Here is a 17,210-nt window from a genome sequence, read left to right as displayed (position 1 = left end):
GCGAGCACCGGCGTTACAACCCGAACGACGTCGCCAATTCGTCGAGCAACGCGCGCTGGAAAGCGACGAAGCGTTCTCCGGGCTGCTGCGCAATTGCGAGATCGAGCATCGGATCGGCGACGTCGGTACGCACGCCGGTCAGTTCCTCGACGATCGCGAGCCCGCAGAACGGCACATAGGCTTCCGAATAGCCGCCTTCGTGAACGATCACGAGCCGCCCGCCGCAGTGGCGCTGCGCGGCCTCCTTCACCGCGCGCGTCATGAACCGGTAGCTGTCGGTATGCAGTTGCATGCGCGCGAGCGGATCGACCGCGCTCGCATCGAGGCCGCTCGCGATGACGATCAGCTCGGGCCGGAACCGCTCCAGCGCGGGCAGCACGATCCGCTCGAACGCGTAGCGATACGCGTCGTCGCCGCTGCCGGCGAGCAGCGGCACGTTCAGGTTCGCGCCGACGCCCGCGCCTTCGCCGCGATCGCCGCCGCCGCTGTAGCCGGGCGGGAAGCAGCGGTCCTGGTGCAACGAGATCGTCAGCGTGTCGGGGTCGTCGTAATAGATCGATTGCGTGCCATTGCCGTGATGCACGTCCCAGTCGATCACCGCGACACGTTCGATGCCGTGTTTCGCGCGCGCGGCCTCGATCGCGATCGGAATGTTCGCGAGCAGGCAGAAGCCCATCGGACGATCGCGCAGGCAGTGATGGCCGGGCGGCCGCGACAGCGAGAACGCGTTGGCCGCATGCTCCGCGACGACCGTGTCGACCGCCGCGATCGCGAGGCCTGCGGACAGCGCCGCGATTTCGTAGCTGCCCTTGCCGAACGGCGCGAGATCGCCGAGGTCGCCGCCGTTCGCGTCGCTGAGCGTGCGGAACGCGTCGAGATAGCTCGCCGGATGAATGCGCAGCAGATCGCCGGTCGTGGCCGGCGCGGCACCGCGCATGTCGAGGTGAGCGGCAAGCCCCGACGCCTGCACGAGCGACAGGAAGCGGCGTTTCGAATCGGGTGATTCGGCGTAGCCGGCGCTCGACGGCGGCTGGACCCAGCCGCCGACCGGGAAGAACAGCGCGTGCGTGCCGCCGGTGTGCCAGAAGGTGCGTTCGTCGGTGAAGAAGGCGGTGCGATTCATGGATGGTCTTGACCTGTCACGGTTGGGAGGAAACGGGAATCACGGCAGCGGCCGCACGGCGATCGATATGGCGCAGTGCGGCGAACGATGCGATCGCAACGGCCGTCGCGATCGCAAACAGCGTGTGCATCGTGCCGCCCGCATCGAGCAGCAGCCCGGCGAGCAGCGGGCCGGCCGCGAGGCCTGCGCCGATCACGAAATTGAGCGTCGCGACGAGGCGCCCCGACCGATCGATCTGCGCGACGGTCGCGAGAATGAACGGCAGCACGAAGGTCCACGCGAACTTGAACGCGAAGATCGCGGCGCCGTAGCCGCTCGCATGCGGAAGCGCGGCGAGTGCGACGAGCGACGCCGCGAGCAGCGCGTAACCGGCGGCGAGCATCGCGCGCCGCGCGACGCGGCCGCCCGCGCACGACGCGAGCGCCGCGCCGGCGATGCCCATCACGCTCGCGATCGCGAGCACGTTGCCGGTCGACTGCGGATCGAGGCCGGCTTGCGCCGCGGCACGGCTTGCGAACGTCCACACGCTGCCGATCGCGAGATAGAACGTCAGCACCGCACCGATCGCGAGCGCGACGGACAGCCGCGGCGTATCCGATACGGCGTCGCGCGTGGCCTGCGCCGACGTGGCGCGTGCGCCGAGCGTCGCCGAAAAGCCGCGCGACAGCGGCGCTGCGATGACGGCAAGCACCGCGAGCGCGACGTACAGCGCGCGCAGCCCGAACGCGGCGAACACGTGAGGCAGCACGAACAGCCCGATCGCGCCGGCGATCAACTGGCCGACGACCCACAGGCCGTAGACGCGATCGCTGTTCTCGCTGGTGGCCGCGCTCGTCATGCAGAGCACCATCAACGAGCCGCCGCCGAGCGCGGTGACGGCGCGCAGCGCGAGCAGCGCGACGAAGCCCGGCATCCACACCGCGGTGAGCAGGTTGCCCGCGCCGAACAGCGCGATGGCACAGGCGGCGACGCGGCGCGCATCGGCGCGGCCGAGCCACAGATACGACGGCACGGTCGCGAGGCTGAACGCGCCGAGTTCGACGAAGAAGTAGGTGCCGATTTGCGACGCGGACAGCCCGAGCTGCGTCGCGAGCTGGCCGGCGACGGCCGGCGCGACGAGCAGCAGCAGCGGCGTGATGGCCGCGAACACGACGAGCGCGACGAGCGTCGAGCGCGCAAAGGTCGACGCGCGGCCATCGGACGGCAGCGCGGCATCGGAGCAAAGGGTTTTCATGGCGGGTTCCTGGTGGACGGGATCAGAACAGGTGGTACATGCCGACCATCGCGCCGAACTGCGACGCGCCCGCGAGCGGCGTCGGGTCGTATTCGTAGACGGTCTGCGAGCTCTGGCCGCTGTTGCGCGCATAACCTACATTCACGTAGGCGACGGTGCGCTTCGACAGCGCGTACGTGGTGCTCGCGATGAACAGCGTCGGATGGCCGATCGCCGGCGTGTGCGAATCGGTGTGGTAGACGCCCGCGTTCAGCCCGATTCCGCTCGACGCGATCAGGTAACGCGCGCCACCCCAGACGACGGTGCGCGCCGCATCGAGATCGCCGGTCACGCGTTCGACGCCTGCATAGACGGTGAGCGGCAGCGTCGCGAACGCGTAGCGTGCGGCGAGCGTGCCCAGTTCGCGACGACGGCTGGATGCGTCGTCCGCGGCCGTTGCGTCGCCGTGCGCCTGATGCAGCACCGCGCTGACCGACAGCCCGTTGCTCGTGTACTGGCCGCCGAGTTCCAGCACGCGCCCGGCGCGCGTATTGCCGGCGACGCCGGCCGTGGCGGCGAGCGCTTCGGCGTCGAAGCCGGCGAAGGCTGGCGACTGGTACTTGATCGAGTGGTCGATGAAGTTCGCCGCCATCGGCATGATCACGCCCTGGCCGCTGTACGACGCGTACCACAGCGGGTCGTAGAACAGCGTCTTGTCGAACAGCACGCTGAACTGCCGGCCGAGCGTGACGGTGCCGATCGGGCCCGCGAGACCCACGTACGCGCCGCGGAAAAAGGCATAGCCGGGAACGGTCGCGGTGCCGTCGTTGACGTTCAGGCCTTGCTCGAGCCTGAACAGCGCGCGCCAGCCGCCGCCGAGATCCTCGCTGCCCTTCAATCCGATCTGCGACGGCACGATGCCGTAGTTCTGCAACTGCACGGCCGCGTGGCGTCCGTCGGCATGCGTCAGGTACTGCACGCCGGCATCGAGCGCGCCGTACAGCGTGAGCGCCGATTGCGCGTGCGCGGCGACGCTGCAGATGGCGAGCGTCACGGCGGCTGCGGCCGCGGCTGTGCGGATGAAGCGGGGTTTCGTCACGTGGGGTTCTCCATACCGTCCTGCATCGTTGTGTCGCTGGTGTTGTCGCGACGCAGTGTCCGCAGCAGGAAAGCCGCCGAACAGTCGTACAGATGAACGGTGCGGAAAACCCGCGGTGTGCGGCACGCACGCGCGGCCGGCCTGCCGCGACGCGTGCTGCGCGGCAGCAACGCGCGGCGTACCGTTCAAATGGATGGGGTTGCCGCGTGTTCCGGCAGCGCTGCCCGCCAAAAATGACGGTCGCTATAATCGGCCGGTCTGCGTTGTGCGTATCAGCGGCCCGATGGGGCAGGGGAGCGGAAGGTGAGGATCACGACGGATATCGGGCAGGATCCCGACGCGCTGCGCGACGTGCCTGCCGCGATCGTGCTCGACGAATCCGCATGGCCGCCATTGGCCGCCCGCCGTGCCGATTTCGACGGCGTCGCGCGTGGCGACGCATTGCAGCGCGAGCTCGGCCTGATGCTGCTGGACCTGTATGCGGTCGCCGCGCAATCCGGGATCGGCGAGTTCGAGTGCCGCTTCTTTTCGCTGTTGCAGGCGCTGATCCCGTTCGATGCCGCGTGGACCGGCGTCGCGACGCACGTGCCGACCGGCCCGGTGATGCACAACAGCTTCCTGTACCGCCTTCCGCACGCGTTTTTCAGCGACTGGAAACGCGTGCGCGACTGCGATCCGCTCGCGCGCCGCACGCTGCTTGGCCCGCATGGCCGCGCGGTGCGGCTGTCGGTCGTCGAGCCCGGCGTCGACGCGCGGTTTCGCGACTGGTGCGTGAAGTACGGGCTCGCGCAACTGATGTGCGTGTGCACGCTCGATCGGCGCTTCGGTCTGACGACGTTCATGTCGATTTACCGGCAGGGTTTGAATCGCCCGTTCAGCGACGACGATGCGAATCGCTTCGAACAGGTGATCCCGCATCTCGCGGCCGCGCTGACGATCAATCGGGCCGCGCAGCTCACGCGCGAGCGCGGCGATGCGGCGGCGCCGGCGGCGCGCGCGCTGTGCGACAACTTCGGCGTGCTGCACCACGCGGATCACGGCTTCGACGACGTGCTGCGTACCGAATGGCCGGCGTGGACGGGGCCGCGCGTGCCGGAACCGCTCGTCACCCACGTGCGGCGCCAGTCGGGCCAGCCGTTCATCGGTGATGCGCTGCGCATCCAGTGCGTGCCGGTCGCGGGACTGTTCCAGATCGAGGCGCGGCCGCGCTCGCTGCTCGACCGGCTCAGCCCGCGCGAGCTGGCGGCGATCCGCTATTACGGTGCCGGGCGCTCGCACAAGGAGGTGGCGCAGCAGATGGCGATTTCGCCGACGACGGTGCGGCACTACCTGCGCTGCGCGTACCGCAAGCTCGGCATGCACGACAAGAGCCAGATCGCCGGCGTGCTCGGTGCGACAGGCCCGACCGACGACGAACCGGCGGAGGCCGGCAGCGCGGCTCGATGAATCCGGCCGGCGCAACGTCGCGCGCTCGCATGATTGGTTGTATCCGCAACGATTGAGCGTTATGCTCGTCGGCTTCCAGGAGACGGATTTCCATCATGAACGACACGAATTCAGGGTCGGTGCGCGCGGCGGTGGTCGGCGTCGGCGCGATCGGCGGATTGCTCGCGGCTGCGCTGTCGCGGGCCGGCATGACCGTGAGCGCGTACGCGCGCGGCGCGACGCTCGATGCGTTGAACGCGCACGGCGTGCGCTTGATCGACGAGACGGGCGCGATGTCGTCGATTCCCGTGCGTGCGAGCGACGATGCGTCCGCGCTCGGCGTGCAGGACTACGTGGTGATCGCGCTGAAGGCGCAGGCGTTGCCGGCGCTGGCCGCGCGCATCGCACCGCTGGTCGGGCCGGATACCGTGATCGTCGCCGCGATGAACGGGCTGCCGTGGTGGTTCACGCACGGGCTCCCGGGAGCGATCGATGGCGTGCCGCTCGACGCGGTCGATCCGGGCGGCGCGGTGTCGGCGGCGCTGCCGCCTGCGCAGGCGATCGGCTGCGTCGTGCATCTGTCGTCGAGCACCGACGCGCCGGGTGTCGTGCGCCGTGGACGCGGCAATCGCCTGATCGTCGGCTCGCCGGATCAGCGCCTCGCCGCGCCGACGGCGCAGCTCGCGGCGGCGCTCGCCGCGGGCGGCTTCGACGTCGAGTCGACGCAGGCGATCCGCGCGGAGATCTGGACGAAGCTGTGGGGCAACATGAACATGAACCCGCTGAGCGCGCTGACGGGTTCGACCGCCGAGCAGTTGCTCGACGATCCGTACACGGAGCAACTGGCGCTGCGGATGATGGAGGAGGCCGCCGCGATTGGCGCGAAGCTCGGCCTCCACACCGGGATGAGCGGGCCGGAGCGGATCGCGGTCACGCGCAAGCTCGGGGCATTCAAGACGTCGATGCTGCAGGATTTCGAGGCGGGGCGGCCGCTCGAGATCGGGCCGATCCTCGGTGTGTTTCCCGAGCTGGGCCGCAAGCTCGATGTGCCGACGCCGTATTGCGACGCGGTGCTCGGCTTGTTGCGTCAGCGGGCGGAAAACAGCGGACTGTAGCGCAGGGCTGAAGGTATGCGGAGCGGGTTGCCGGCCGGCGGGGAGTCATTGGGCGCGCGGCCGGCGCGGGAGGCCAAGCTGCCGCCCGTGCGCTCGCGCAAGCATGTGGCCGGCTGATTCGTCGGAATAAAGCAGGTGGCCGCAGCGTGCGTGACGCACTTGTGGGGCTGCCCGTCGATCCGGTGTGGGCCGCGACGCGAGCCGCGCCGTGCCGAGCAACACGTGGCGCGCGCATCGTCCGTTGCGCCGTTCAGTCATCCTGTTCGATCGCGTGCGCGACGATCTTGTCGAGCAGCCGCTCGAACGTCTGGCGCTCGCTGTCGGACAGGGCCGCGAGCAGGCCTTCATTCCACTTGCGCACGATCGGCATGATCTTGCGATGCAGCGCGCGGCCGTCGATGGTCAGCGCGATCAGCACGATCCGGCCGTCCTCCTCGCTCGCGCTGCGCTCGAGCAGCCCCTGGCGCAACAGCGCTTCGGCCGCGCGGCTCGCCTGGCTCTTGTCGAGATTGGTATGACGCGCGAGATCCATGATCGAGAACGGACCGAAGGCGCCGACGGCGGCGATCACGCGCGCCTCGGGCAGCGAGATGTCCAGCTTGTGCCGGTACACCTCGGCGATCCCGCGGTCGGATCGCTTCGTGAGCGCGTGGAGACGATAGGTCAGAAACTGATCGAGCCCGGCTTGACGGCCTTTCATGTCGGATCCTGAAGAAAAAGGGCGGGCCCGATTGTTCCTGTATCGCGCGCTCGGGTCAACGGTCAGTGTGCGCCGTACTTCAGCCGTGTCAACTGTTCGGCTTCGTTCGCGAGCAGGTTCGCCGCATCGCGGATCGCGACGTCGAGCGTGATCGGCCCGGGTGCCGGCGAGAAACAGCCGGAAAAATGCTCGGACAGCCGCGGCAGCGCGGCCGGGTCGACCGCGCCCGACAGCAGCGACGCGGGCACGCCCGCGGCCTGCGCGTGGCGGCACGCGATGAACGGCGCCTTGCCGTGCAGCGTCTGCACGTCGGAGCGGCCTTCGCCGGTGATCAGCCAGTCGGCGCCCGCGAGCGCCGCATCGAGGCCGACTTGCCGTGCGACGACTTCCGCACCGGCTTCGAACTGCGCGCCCAGCATGTGCAGCGCGAAACCGAGGCCGCCTGCAGCGCCGGCGCCCGGCAGGTCGCGCCCGCGCCGATCGAGCGCGGCTTCCAGCAGGTCTGCAAAGTGGGTGAGCGCGGCATCGAGCGTGGCGACCTGCTCGGGCGTCACGCCCTTCTGCGGGCCGAACACGGCGGTTGCGCCGTGCGAACCCGTCAGCGGGTTGTCGACGTCCGACATGCCGATGAATTCCGCGTCGTTCAGGCGCGGATCGAGCGCCGACACGTCGATGCGCGCGATGTCGCGCAGCCGTGCCGGGACGGGCTCGACGGGCTGACCCGCCGCATCGAAGCACTGGAGGCCGAGGCCGGCGAGGAGCCCCGCGCCCGCGTCGTTGGTGCTGCTGCCGCCGAGGGCGACGAAGAAGCGGCGCACGCCTTCGTCGAGCAGCGTGCGGATCGCTTCGCCCATCCCGCGCGTGCTGCGGGCGTCGACCGGTACGCTCATGCCGACCGCATCGGTGATGCCGACGATCTCGGCCGTCTCGACGATCGCGCTGCGCGCGTCGATCACGCCGAGCGCCGCGTCGCGTGCCGCGAGCGATGCACCGGCCACCCGCAGCGTGCGCCGCGTGCCGCCGCCGGCCAGCATCGCATCGAGCGTGCCTTCGCCGCCGTCGGCCATCGGGCAGCAGCGCACGACCGCATCGGGCCGGGCGCGGCGGATGCCGGTGGCGATTGCGTCCGCGACCTGCTCGGCGGAAAGCGAGCCTTTGAACGAATCGGGCGCGATGACGACGACAGGCGCGGACGGGTGTTGCGGCATGGTGTCTCCGGAAGGCGAAATTGGTGTGAAGAATCGCGGCCGCGACGGCGGCGCACGCTCAATCGGAGCTTACAGGATGGCGGGCCCGCGGTGGATATGGCGTTCGGCATAGCGACGATCCGCTCGTATTGCCGCGACGGGAAGCGGCAGACACGCCGGGTACGCACATGTGTCATGCCGATCTGGCGGTATGAGGAAGATTGTTTGCTAGAATAGTCGATTCTTCCGGCCAAAGCCGTGCTCCGAGCCGCTTGCGCTAGCCATCCGGCGCGTGCAGGGATGGCGTGGCGCTCCGGCGCGGCGTGTGTGGCGCACCCATGTGCAGCTCGCGCCGCAGGCAGGCACGGCAAGGAAAACCCGATTCGCTCGAATAATTTTAGGACGATTGAAGCCATGGCTAACGTTGTTGAGAACCTCGGCAAGCTTGAACGCCGCGTGACGATTTCCCTGCCGAAAGACACCGTGCAGAAGGAAATCGACGCCCGTATCCAGAAACTCGCGAAGAACGTGCGCATGCCGGGTTTCCGCCCGGGCAAGGTGCCGCTGAAGATGGTCGCCCAGCAATACGCGGGTCAGGTCGAAGCGGAAGTGCTGAGCGACAAGATCGGCCAGGAGTTCTTCACGATCAGCCGCGCGGAAAACCTGCGCGTCGCTGGCCAGCCGAGCTTCGAGCCGAAGCAGGAGCAGGCTGAAGACGCATACGCGTTCGACGCGACGTTCGAGGTCTACCCGGAAGTGAAGATCGGCGATCTGGCAACGGCTGAAGTCGAGCGCTCGACCACCACGATCGGCGACGCCGAAATCGACCGCACGCTGGACATCCTGCGCAACCAGCGCGTGCACTACCACGCACGCGGCGAAGCCGGCGAGCACGGCGACGGCGGCGCGGACACCGCAGCGAAGAACGGCGACCGCGTGACGGTCGACTTCGTCGGCAAGATCGACGACGTCGCGTTCCAGGGCGGCACGGCCGAAGATTTCCCGTTCGTGCTCGGCGAAGGCCGCATGCTGCCGGAATTCGAAACGGCGGCGCTCGGCCTGAAGGTCGGCGAACAGCGTACGTTCGACCTGAAGTTCCCGGACGACTACCACGGCAAGGACGTCGCCGGCAAAACGGCGCAGTTCACGGTCACGATGAAGAAGATCGAGTGGCCGCACCTGCCCGAAATCGACGCTGAGTTCGCGAAGTCGCTCGGCATCGAAGACGGCGACCTGACGAAGATGCGCGCCGAGATCAAGGAAAACCTCGAGCGCGAAGCAAAGCGCCGCACGCAATCGATCGTCAAGAACCAGGTGATGGACGCGCTGCTGAAGATTTCCGAACTCGACGTGCCGAAGGCGCTGATCGAGCAGGATCAGCAACGTCTCGTCGAAATGGCTCGCCAGGATCTGGCGCAGCGCGGCGTGCCGAACGCGAAGGACGCGCCGATCCCGGCCGAGATGTTCGCCGAGCAGGCAGAGCGTCGCGTGAAGCTCGGCCTCGTGCTGGCCGAGCTCGTGAAGGCGAACGGCCTCGAAGCGAAGCCGGAGCAGATCCGCGCGGAAGTCGACGAGTTCGCGAAGAGCTACGAAGACCCGAAGGAAGTGGTCCGCTGGTATTATTCGAACCAGCAGCGCCTCGCCGAGATGGAAGCGTTCGTCGTTGAGAGCAACGTCGTCGACTTCGTGCTGGGCAAGGCAAAGGTGACGGACAAGGAAGTGAGCTTCGAGGCACTCGCAAGCGCATCGGCGCAAGCGTAAGTGTTGCTCTAGCGGCGTGCCGGCTGTCGGAGCGACGGCCTGCACGCCGTTTTTACGTCAGGCGCACGGTTGCCATTAATATGGCGATTGAGCGGGCGGCTTCCCTCCGTTCAATTTTCCATTCGAACAAGGTTTATTGAATGATCACTCGTGCTGAATTGCTGGACATGCTTGCTTCGAACGCGCCGCAGGGTTTCGAGGCGCAAGCGCTGGGACTGGTGCCGATCGTCGTCGAAACGAGCGGCCGCGGCGAGCGTTCGTACGATATCTATTCGCGTCTCCTGAAGGAGCGCCTGGTGTTCATGGTCGGCGAAGTCAACGACCAGACCGCCAACCTCGTCGTCGCGCAGTTGCTGTTCCTCGAGAGCGAGAATCCCGACAAGGACATCAGCCTCTACATCAACAGCCCGGGCGGGTCGGTGTCGGCCGGCATGGCGATCTACGACACGATGCAGTTCATCAAGCCGGACGTGTCGACCCTGTGCATGGGCCTCGCGGCCAGCATGGGCGCGTTCCTGCTCGCGTCGGGCGCGAAGGGCAAGCGCTTTGCGCTGCCGAACTCGCGCGTGATGATTCACCAGCCGCTCGGCGGCGCGCGCGGCCAGGCATCCGACATCGAGATCCAGGCACGCGAAATCCTCTACCTGAAGGAACGGTTGAACAACCTGCTCGCGCAGCACACGGGCCAGGACGTCGAGCGCATCGCGCGCGACACCGACCGTGATAACTTCATGTCGAGCGAGGACGCGAAGGCGTACGGGCTGATCGATCAGGTGCTGCTGAAGCGCCCGTGAGCTTAAACGGGGTGCCGCCCCGATTCGGGCGGCGCCCTCCAAACGTCCCGAGTGCCCTGAGCATCTGCGGCAAGCGCATCCAGCCGGCTCCGGTCGCGCCCTAGGCGCGGCGTCCGGAGCAATCGGCGTATCATGTCATCTACCTGTCCGGAGGCTCTACATTCATGGCGGACAAAAAAGGTTCGAACAGCGAGAAGCTGTTGTATTGCTCGTTTTGCGGGAAAAGCCAGCATGAGGTGAAAAAACTCATCGCCGGCCCGTCGGTGTTCATCTGCGATGAATGTATCGACCTCTGCAACGAAATCATTCGCGACGAGGCGGCTGCCGCCGGCGTCGAGGCCAGCCTGTCCCGGTCGGATCTGCCGAGCCCGCAGGAAATTCGCGACATCCTCGATCAGTACGTGATCGGCCAGGAGCGCGCGAAGAAGATCCTCGCGGTGGCCGTGTACAACCACTACAAGCGCCTGAAGCATCTCGACAAGAAGGACGACGTCGAGCTGTCGAAGAGCAACATCCTGCTGATCGGCCCGACGGGTTCCGGCAAGACGCTGCTCGCGCAGACGCTCGCGCGGTTGCTCAACGTGCCGTTCGTGATCGCCGATGCGACGACGCTGACCGAAGCCGGCTACGTCGGCGAGGACGTCGAGAACATCATCCAGAAGCTGTTGCAGAACTGCAACTACGAGGTCGACAAGGCGCAGCGCGGGATCGTCTACATCGACGAAATCGACAAGATCAGCCGCAAGTCGGACAACCCGTCGATCACGCGCGACGTGTCGGGCGAGGGCGTCCAGCAGGCGCTGCTGAAGCTCGTCGAGGGCACGATGGCGTCGGTGCCGCCGCAGGGCGGCCGCAAGCACCCGAACCAGGATTTCATCCAGGTCGACACGACCAACATCCTGTTCATCTGCGGCGGCGCGTTCGACGGTCTCGAGAAGGTGATCACCGACCGTACCGAAAAAACCGGCATCGGCTTCGGCGCGACGGTCAAGAGCAAGCAGGAACGCGACGCGGGCGAAGTGCTGCGCGAAACGGAACCGGAAGACCTGATCAAATTCGGTCTGATCCCCGAATTGATCGGCCGCCTGCCGGTGGTCGCGACGCTCGGCAAGCTCGACGAAGCGGCACTGATGAAGATCCTGGTCGAGCCGAAGAATGCGCTCGTCAAGCAGTATCACAAGCTGTTCGCGATGGAGCGCGTCGAGCTGGAAATCCGGCCGGGCGCGTTGCAGGCAGTCGCCCGCAAGGCGATCCGCCGCAAGACCGGCGCGCGCGGTTTGCGTTCGATCATCGAACAGGCATTGCTCGATGTGATGTACGAGCTGCCGGCGATGAAGGGGGTCAGCAAGGTCATCATCGACGAGAACGTGATCGATGGCGACGGCAAGCCCCTGCTGATCTATGAGGACACGCCGAAGGTGGCGGGTTCGAACTGACCGGCTTGCCGACGATGTTCTGCGAAAAAGGCCGTTCATGAGTCCGTGGGCGGCTTTTTTTCGTTTATCTTGTGGGTAACTCTGACTCGACACGCGGTGGTTACTTTCTTACCGAATATTTCCCGCACTTGAAGGCTTGCAATTCGTTGTGGCGGCCTCAATTACCGAACAATTGATTCCACTCATGGGGAAATGAAATGTCAGGCACCCAACTTCTTCCGCCGGAACGCATCACGCTCCCGCTGCTGCCGCTGCGGGACGTCGTCGTTTTCCCGCACATGGTGATTCCGCTCTTCGTGGGCCGGCCGAAATCGATCAAGGCCCTCGAAGCAGCGATGGAAGGCGGCAAGCACATCATGCTCGTCGCCCAGAAAACCGCAGCCAAGGACGAACCGACCGAAAAGGACATGTACGAGGTCGGTTGTATCGCCAACATTCTGCAGATGCTGAAGCTGCCGGACGGCACCGTGAAGGTGCTCGTCGAGGGCCTGCAGCGCGCGAAGGCGTTGTCGATCGAAGAGCAGGAGACCCAGTTCTCGTGCGAAGTCCTGCCGCTCGAACCCGACCACGCCGACAGCGCGGAAACGGAAGCGCTGCGCCGCGCGATCGTGTCGCAGTTCGACCAGTACGTGAAGCTGAACAAGAAGATCCCGCCGGAGATTCTCACGTCGCTGTCGGGCATCGATGAAGCAGGCCGTCTCGCCGACATGATCGCCGAGCGTCTGCCGCTGAAGCTCGACCAGAAGCAGCACATCCTCGAGATGTTCCCGGTCATCGAGCGCCTCGAGCACCTGCTCGCGCAGCTCGAAGCCGAGATCGACATCCTGCAGGTCGAAAAGCGCATCCGCGGGCGCGTGAAGCGCCAGATGGAAAAGAGCCAGCGCGAGTACTACCTGAACGAACAGGTCAAGGCGATCCAGAAGGAACTGGGCGAAGGCGAAGAGGGTGCGGATCTCGAGGAACTCGAGAAGCGCATCAACGCCGCGCGCATGCCGAAGGAAGCCAAGAAGAAGGCCGACGCCGAGCTGAAGAAGCTGAAGCTGATGTCGCCGATGTCGGCGGAAGCCACCGTCGTGCGCAACTACATCGATACGCTGATCGGCCTGCCGTGGCGCAAGAAGAGCAAGGTCAACAACGACCTGTCGAACGCCGAGCAGGTGCTTGACGAGGATCACTTCGGCCTCGAGAAGGTCAAGGAACGGATCCTCGAGTATCTCGCGGTGCAACAGCGCGTGGACAAGGTCAAGGCGCCGATCCTGTGCCTCGTCGGGCCTCCGGGCGTCGGCAAGACCTCGCTCGGCCAGTCGATCGCCCGTGCGACGAACCGCAAGTTCGTCCGGATGGCGCTCGGCGGCGTGCGTGACGAAGCCGAGATCCGCGGCCACCGCCGTACGTACATCGGTTCGATGCCGGGCAAGATCCTGCAAAGCCTCGCGAAGGTCGGCGTGCGCAATCCGCTCTTCCTGCTCGACGAAGTCGACAAGATGGGGATGGATTTCCGCGGCGATCCGTCGTCGGCGCTGCTCGAAGTGCTCGATCCGGAACAGAACCATACGTTTGCCGACCACTACATCGAAGTCGACTTCGATCTGTCGGACGTGATGTTCGTCGCGACGTCGAACTCGCTGAACATCCCGCCGCCGCTGCTCGACCGGATGGAAGTGATTCGTCTGTCGGGTTACACGGAAGACGAGAAGGTCAGCATCGCGCAGCGTTACCTGCTGCCGAAGCAGAAGAAGAACAACGGTCTGAAGGACGGCGAGATCGAGGTCACCGAGCAGGCGATCCGCGACATCATCCGCTACTACACGCGTGAAGCCGGTGTGCGTTCGCTCGAGCGGGAAGTGTCGAAGATCTGCCGCAAGGTCGTGAAGATGCTGCTGCTGAAGAAGGCATCGGGCGCGATCAAGGTCGATGGCGAAAACCTCGACACGTTCCTGGGCGTGCGCAAGTACGACTTCGGCCTCGCGGCGAAGGAAAACCAGGTCGGTCAGGTGACGGGCCTCGCGTGGACCGAAGTCGGCGGCGATCTGCTGACGATCGAAGCCGCGGTGATGCCGGGCAAGGGCAACGTGATTCGCACGGGTTCGCTCGGCGACGTGATGAAGGAGTCGGTCGAGGCTGCACGTTCGGTGGTGCGCTCGCGTTCGCGGCGTCTGGGCATCAAGGACGAAGCGTTCGAGAAGCAGGACATCCACATCCACGTGCCGGAAGGCGCGACGCCGAAGGACGGTCCGTCCGCCGGCGGTGCGATGACGACCGCGCTGGTGTCGGTGCTGACGGGGATTCCCGTGCGGGCCGACGTCGCGATGACGGGTGAAATCACGCTGCGTGGCGAAGTGCTGCCGATCGGCGGGCTGAAGGAAAAGCTGCTGGCGGCGCATCGCGGCGGCATCAAGCTCGTGCTGATCCCGGAAGAGAACGTGAAGGATCTCGCGGACATTCCGGACAACGTGAAGAACGCGATCGAGATCGTGCCGGTCCGCTGGATCGACAAGGTGCTGGAGCTCGCGCTCGAGCGTTCGCCGACGCCGCTGCCGCCGGAAGAAGAGGCGAAGGCTGCGGCACCGGTTGGCGACGCGGCGAAGGATGCCGGCTCGACGGAAGTCGTCAAGCACTGAGACCCGGAGCACCGTCCTGGTTGACGGTTGTTCACGAAACCCGCGGCATGTCCGCGGGTTTTTTTATGAGAGTCCGGATGGTGCGCGAGCGGATGTTAAAAAAAGCGCATTGGGGCTTGGCAAGATGATCTGGAATGAATTAAAATCGCAGGCTCGCTGGTTGTTGATGCCGAAACGCAGATCGCAGCCAGAACGAATCGGAAACGGGTGCTTAGCTCAGCTGGTAGAGCGGCGCCCTTACAAGGCGTAGGTCGGGGGTTCGAACCCCTCAGCACCCACCAGTTTCACGATTCAGCCAGACCAAGGAGCGGTAGTTCAGTCGGTTAGAATACCGGCCTGTCACGCCGGGGGTCGCGGGTTCGAGTCCCGTCCGCTCCGCCAAACAAACAACAATGCCCGCCTTGTGCGGGCATTGTTGTTTGTGCGTTCGGTTTTGCGCTCGCTTGCGAGCGCGTGACTGCGGAGTGGAGGAAGCCGCCTGCGCGGCTTCCGGCGGGACTCGAAGGGCTTCGCTTGCAAGCGAAGCCGCGGCCTGCGGGATGCAGGCGAGTCCCGTCCGCTCCGCCAAACAAACAACAATGCCCGCCTTGTGCGGGCATTGTTGTTTGTGCGTTCGGTTTTGCGCCCGCTTGCGAGCGCGCACGCTCGCCGAATCGAGGAGGCCGTCTGCTTTTCTCCCCTTCCACCCCGTATGTTGTAATATCGGACGTTTTGTCCAATTTTCCCGTCACGCATGCTCGATTTCTTCCGTAATCACCAGCGCCTGATGATGGCGCTCCTGCTCCTGATCGTGTTGCCGGGGCTGGGTTTTGTCGGGATCCAAGGTTTCCGCGGTTTCTTCGACGACAGCGCGAATGTCGCGGCGGTCAACGGGCACAAGATCACGCGCGTCGAATTCGACGGCGCGTTCCGTCAGCAGATCGACCAGGCGCGCCAGGCGCTCGGCGGGCAGTTCGACATCAAGGCGTTCGATACGCCCGACCATCGCAAGCAAGTGCTCGACGGCCTGATCCAGCAACGTGTGCTGGCCGACGAGACGCAGCGCCTGCATCTCACTGCCTCCGACAACGCGGTGCGCGACGCGCTGATGAGCGACCCGATGATCGCGTCGCTGAAGAAGCCGGACGGTACGATCGACGTCGAACGCTATGCACAGCTGATGTCGTTCCAGGGGATGACGCCCGAGCAGTATCAGGAACGCGTGCGCTACAGCCTCGCGCTGCAGCAGATTCCGGCCAGCATCGTGGCGAGCGCGTTCACGCCCAAGAGCCTCGCGCAGCATCTGTCGGAACTGGCCGCGCAGCAGCGCGAAGTGCAGGCGCTCGTGCTGAAGACGAGCGACTACGCAGCGAAGGTGCAGCCGACCGACGCGCAGCTCGCCGCGTACTACGACGCGCACAAGCAGAGCTTCGCGACGCCGGAAGCCGCGACGATCCAGTACCTCGTCTATTCGCCGGCCGCAGCCGCCGCGAGCGCACAGCCGACCGATGCGGACATCAAGAAGTTCTATGACGACAACCCGACGCACTTCCGCACGGAAGCGCAGGCGCGTGTGAGCCATATCTTCATCGCCGCGGCGAGCGACGCAAGCGCTGCCGACAAGGCGGCCGCGAAGGCGAAGGCCGAGCAAGTGCTGGCCGACGTGAAGGCGCATCCGGACCAGTTCGCGGAGATCGCGCAGAAGAGCTCGCAGGACGCGCCGTCGGCAGCGAAGGGCGGTGACCTCGGCTTCATCACGCGCGGTTCGACGGCGGGCGGCAAGGCATTCGACGATGCGGCGTTTTCGCTGAAGCAAGGCGAGATCAGCGGTGTCGTGCAGTCGGATCTCGGCTTCCACATCCTGAAGGCGACCGAAGTGAAGCCGTCGGTGGTCAAGCCGTTCGCGGACGTGAAGGACCAGATCGCCGCGCAGCTGAAGCAGCAGTATGCGTCGAAGGCGTTCACGGACAACGCGGAAGGTTTCACGTCGACCGTGTATGAAAAGGCGAAGTCGCTGCAACCGGCGGCGGACAAGTACAAGCTGACGATCCAGACGGCCACCGTCACGCCGACGCCGAATCCGCAACTGCCGCCGACGAGCCCGCTGAACAATCCGAAGTTCCTGGCGGCCGTGTTCGCGAGCGACTCGGTGAAGAACCAGAACAACACGCAGGCGATCGACGTCGGCAACAACACGCTGATCTCCGCGCGCGTCACGAACTACAAGCCGGCAACCGTGCCCGCGCTCGACGCGATCAAGGACGCCGTGCGTCAGAAGGTGATTGCCGAGCAGGCCGCGGAACTCGCGAAGAAGGACGGCGCGGCGAAGCTGGCCGACCTGCAGAAGTCGAAGTCGACCGACGGGTTCGACGCCGCGCAGAAGGTGTCGCGCACGCAATCGCAGGGCCTGACGCCGGCGGCATTGAGCGCCGTCTACAAGGTCGGTGCGAAGACGCTGCCGGCCTACGTCGGCGTCGATCTCGGCGCGGACGGCTACGCGATCTATCGCGTGAACGCGGTGATCCCGGGTTCGGCGGTCGACCCGCAGCAGCTCGCCGCCGCGCAGCAGCAGATGGCGCAGGTCGAAGCGCAGAGCGAGGGCGAAGCCTATCTCACCGCGCTGCGGGATCGCTCGAAGGTGAAGCTGTACGGTACGGCGCCCCGTGCGCAGGATGCGGACAACTGAGCATCGCTCACGCGTTCGCTGTTCCGCACGCAACGACAAAAAGCCCCGCTCGACGCGGGGCTTTTTGTTTT

General features: G+C 66.0%; 12 protein-coding genes and 2 tRNA genes. 9 read left to right on the top strand and 5 right to left on the bottom strand.

The features are described from left to right. Positions 1-13: 13 nt before the first annotated feature. From O1Q03_RS14700 to O1Q03_RS14690, 3 genes are read right to left on the bottom strand one after another with little or no spacing between them, the layout of a single operon-like run. Positions 14-1,123 (bottom strand): class II histone deacetylase, encoded by a 1,110-nt coding sequence (locus O1Q03_RS14700; protein WP_269504340.1) that lies wholly within the window; start codon positions 1,121-1,123, stop codon positions 14-16. 16 nt (positions 1,124-1,139) lie between these two features. Beyond that, positions 1,140-2,357 (bottom strand): MFS transporter, encoded by a 1,218-nt coding sequence (locus O1Q03_RS14695; RefSeq protein WP_269504339.1) that lies wholly within the window; start codon positions 2,355-2,357, stop codon positions 1,140-1,142. Between the two features lie 22 nt (positions 2,358-2,379). Next, complete coding sequence (locus O1Q03_RS14690) at positions 2,380-3,561, bottom strand: porin (protein ID WP_442865788.1); 1,182 nt, start codon at positions 3,559-3,561, stop codon at positions 2,380-2,382. Positions 3,562-3,738: 177 nt separating this feature from the next. Between O1Q03_RS14690 and O1Q03_RS14685 the strand changes: the two genes are divergently transcribed. Together O1Q03_RS14685 and O1Q03_RS14680 are read left to right on the top strand one after the other, a co-directional pair. Continuing rightward, on the top strand, positions 3,739-4,881 hold the full coding sequence (locus O1Q03_RS14685; protein ID WP_269504337.1) for a helix-turn-helix transcriptional regulator: 1,143 nt from the start codon (positions 3,739-3,741) through the stop codon (positions 4,879-4,881). Positions 4,882-4,976: 95 nt separating this feature from the next. Continuing rightward, entirely contained in the window at positions 4,977-5,975 is a 999-nt protein-coding gene (locus tag O1Q03_RS14680; RefSeq protein ID WP_269504336.1) for a 2-dehydropantoate 2-reductase, read from the top strand. Between the two features lie 250 nt (positions 5,976-6,225). Here the strand turns inward: O1Q03_RS14680 and O1Q03_RS14675 are convergent, their stop codons facing one another. Both O1Q03_RS14675 and O1Q03_RS14670 read right to left on the bottom strand, forming a co-directional pair. After that, positions 6,226-6,675 carry a MarR family winged helix-turn-helix transcriptional regulator gene (locus O1Q03_RS14675; protein WP_269504335.1) on the bottom strand — a complete coding sequence of 150 codons (450 nt, stop codon included), beginning with the start codon at positions 6,673-6,675 and terminating at the stop codon, positions 6,226-6,228. Positions 6,676-6,737: 62 nt separating this feature from the next. Next, positions 6,738-7,883, bottom strand: a complete 1,146-nt coding sequence (locus O1Q03_RS14670) for a glycerate kinase (RefSeq protein ID WP_269504334.1) — start codon at positions 7,881-7,883, stop codon at positions 6,738-6,740. Positions 7,884-8,276: 393 nt separating this feature from the next. On the opposite strand from O1Q03_RS14670, the gene tig reads away from it, so the two are divergent. From tig to O1Q03_RS14635, 7 genes are all read left to right on the top strand, one after another. Continuing rightward, positions 8,277-9,623, top strand: a complete 1,347-nt coding sequence (gene tig / locus O1Q03_RS14665; RefSeq protein ID WP_269504333.1) for a trigger factor — start codon at positions 8,277-8,279, stop codon at positions 9,621-9,623. Between the two features lie 140 nt (positions 9,624-9,763). After that, complete coding sequence (gene clpP / locus O1Q03_RS14660; RefSeq protein ID WP_006496351.1) at positions 9,764-10,417, top strand: ATP-dependent Clp endopeptidase proteolytic subunit ClpP; 654 nt, start codon at positions 9,764-9,766, stop codon at positions 10,415-10,417. A 164-nt stretch (positions 10,418-10,581) separates the two neighbouring features. Then, on the top strand, positions 10,582-11,853 hold the full coding sequence (clpX, locus tag O1Q03_RS14655) for an ATP-dependent Clp protease ATP-binding subunit ClpX (RefSeq protein WP_006754177.1): 1,272 nt from the start codon (positions 10,582-10,584) through the stop codon (positions 11,851-11,853). 197 nt (positions 11,854-12,050) lie between these two features. Further along, positions 12,051-14,474: an endopeptidase La gene (gene lon / locus O1Q03_RS14650; protein ID WP_269504331.1), complete on the top strand. Its 2,424-nt coding sequence runs from the start codon at positions 12,051-12,053 to the stop codon at positions 14,472-14,474. A gap of 205 nt (positions 14,475-14,679) precedes the next feature. Further along, positions 14,680-14,755: transfer RNA gene (locus O1Q03_RS14645), tRNA-Val, on the top strand. 23 nt (positions 14,756-14,778) lie between these two features. Further along, a tRNA-Asp gene (locus O1Q03_RS14640) sits at positions 14,779-14,855 on the top strand. Positions 14,856-15,207: 352 nt separating this feature from the next. After that, on the top strand, positions 15,208-17,139 hold the full coding sequence (locus O1Q03_RS14635; protein ID WP_269504329.1) for a SurA N-terminal domain-containing protein: 1,932 nt from the start codon (positions 15,208-15,210) through the stop codon (positions 17,137-17,139). Positions 17,140-17,210: the final 71 nt, after the last annotated feature.

The organism is Burkholderia sp. IMCC1007 (genome assembly GCF_027257875.1).
Lineage (GTDB): Bacteria > Pseudomonadota > Gammaproteobacteria > Burkholderiales > Burkholderiaceae > Burkholderia.
Note: the sequence above shows the minus strand (reverse complement) of the source record. Positions and strands in the feature narration are given on the sequence as shown.